At 44.6% G+C, this 1960-nt stretch carries 3 protein-coding genes and 1 pseudogene; all 4 read right to left on the bottom strand.

The features are described 5' to 3' along the window. A pseudogene (locus tag A2517_RS03045) lies at positions 1-421 on the bottom strand (hypothetical protein); the annotation flags it as partial. Further along, entirely contained in the window at positions 418-891 is a 474-nt protein-coding gene (locus tag A2517_RS03040; protein WP_294894001.1) for a hypothetical protein, read from the bottom strand. The gene A2517_RS03040 and the pseudogene A2517_RS03045, both read right to left, overlap by 4 nt. A gap of 107 nt (positions 892-998) precedes the next feature. After that, entirely contained in the window at positions 999-1301 is a 303-nt protein-coding gene (locus A2517_RS03035) for a hypothetical protein (protein ID WP_294893999.1), read from the bottom strand. Next, a complete protein-coding gene (gene luxS, locus A2517_RS03030) occupies positions 1301-1807 on the bottom strand; it encodes an S-ribosylhomocysteine lyase (protein ID WP_294893997.1) in 507 nt (168 codons plus the stop codon). The genes A2517_RS03035 and luxS overlap by 1 nt, the downstream gene beginning before the upstream one ends. Positions 1808-1960: the final 153 nt, after the last annotated feature.

Raw genomic sequence — 1960 nt, 5'->3', positions numbered from 1 at the left:
CTCGCATTGCCACTCGCGCATCGGTAATCTCAACAGTGATCTGCGTCCGTTCATCCTCGTAGCCGCCGAGCGTTGCGATATCAGTGATAATGTTTCGATACGGCTCAAAGATTTCGGGATAGGGAAAATCAACGAGCGAAGCGACCAGTTCGCCGTCGAGTTCGGGGGAGTAAATTTCGAGAGTCGTATCGGGATAATAGGTATCACGCCAGTAGAGGCTCAGGAGGGTATTAAAACCCAAACCGAAGCAGATATCGATAATGCGCAGATGGTCTTTCTTGCAATGGAGCGCAAAAGCGGGTTCAATATGTTTTTTCAGCGATTCGTTGAGGGCGCCGTCTTTGGTCGAGTGGTAATGTTCATCATACTCGCTAGAATATGCCGTATAACTGCCGTCTTCGCTTTGTACCCACTGTTTCATAGTCCCTTACCCCACATATGCATTTTTTTTGCCACAATTACATCATACCCCTCTATAAAATCAGTAATTGCGTTGATCGCTCGAAATTCGACCTGATCGAGGAGTGATTCGACCTCAGGAAACGACATAGAACCGTTTTTTTGGAGAATAATTATCTCCGAAGCATTCAAAAGTGTGCGGTAAAGGAGCTCTAAAAATTTGTGCGGAGATTCGTGCAGATGCAATACATCCTGTACAATCACGGCGGCATAATCACGGGGGATTCCCCCTGCGGGAGATTTATAATCTTTGATCGTAAAGGTTTTATGAAAAGAGGTTAGATTCTGATGATCCCCCGGAAAAAGTGAAACATCAATCAACCCCTCATAGGGAGCGAGGAAATCACCCATCTCCTCCGTCATAGAATCCAAATGGCTTGTCACCACCATAATTTTCGTATGGGGTGTCGGATGAAGGAGTGAGGTGATCATATTTATTACCTTTAGGTGATAAAAAGCACGTAAGCGTGCGTGAGCTTTGCGCTGAGCAAAACACAGCGTTAGCGTAGCTATCGGGATGCATTCCGATGGCGTTAAAATCAAATGGATAAATCGTGCAGTTCTCTAAATAAGTATGCTTCGACAATATCATCGATGGTGCGCTGTGTATGAGCAACAAGAACCATCATCTGATTATCGATGAACTCCATAACGGGTTCATAGTTGTTGGTGACGATAACCGCATCCAACCAACCCTCGATTTCAGAACGATCCGTATAAAAATTAATCTCGATAACTCGCCCCTCTTCCACCTCTACCGTTGCCCAAAACGATACGCTTAAAACACCCGTGAGTTCAGACTCTTGGGTATCATCGCCATCCATCGGCAACAGCAGTACCATTATTGCTCTACCTTTGCAAGGTCAAGCGCTAGCGCTTCGTTATCCATAATATCGATATCTTTGCGGAGCACTTCGGTTGCGATCGCTTTCGCATCTTCAAGAGAGTGCATTTTATACGTTCCGCATTGGTATATGTTGAGTTCAGGGATATCTTTTTGGCTTTTTACTTCGAGGATATCTTTCATTGATGCTTCCCACGCATCGGCAACAACCTCTTCGCTCGGTGTTCCGATAACGCTCATATAAAATCCGGTGCGGCATCCCATCGGAGAAATATCAATGATCTCCGTGCTCCCTGAGTTGAGATGATCACGCATAAAACCTGCAAACAAATGTTCCAACGTATGGATCCCCTCAGGAGAGAGTGTTTTTTCATTCGGTTTAACAAAACGTAAATCGAAAACGGTAATATCATCCCCCTTAGGAGTTTTCATCCCCTTTGCTTTACGAACGGCAGGTGCTGGCATAATGGTGTGGTCTACACAAAAACTATCGAGTAACGGCATGAAAATCCTTTAATTTCTAACTTTAATGGGAGCAATATTAGCATATTTTATCCCCTCATCGCTATAATTTGACCACTAATAGAAGGATCTAACATTATGACAAGCCTCTTTGACTCTTGCACCGCCGCACAATTTCTAAATGACCCGCTGGGA

The organism is Sulfuricurvum sp. RIFOXYD12_FULL_44_77, from assembly GCF_001830725.1.
Lineage (GTDB): Bacteria > Campylobacterota > Campylobacteria > Campylobacterales > Sulfurimonadaceae > Sulfuricurvum > Sulfuricurvum kujiense_A.
This window is presented reverse-complemented; position numbering and strand designations above follow the sequence as displayed.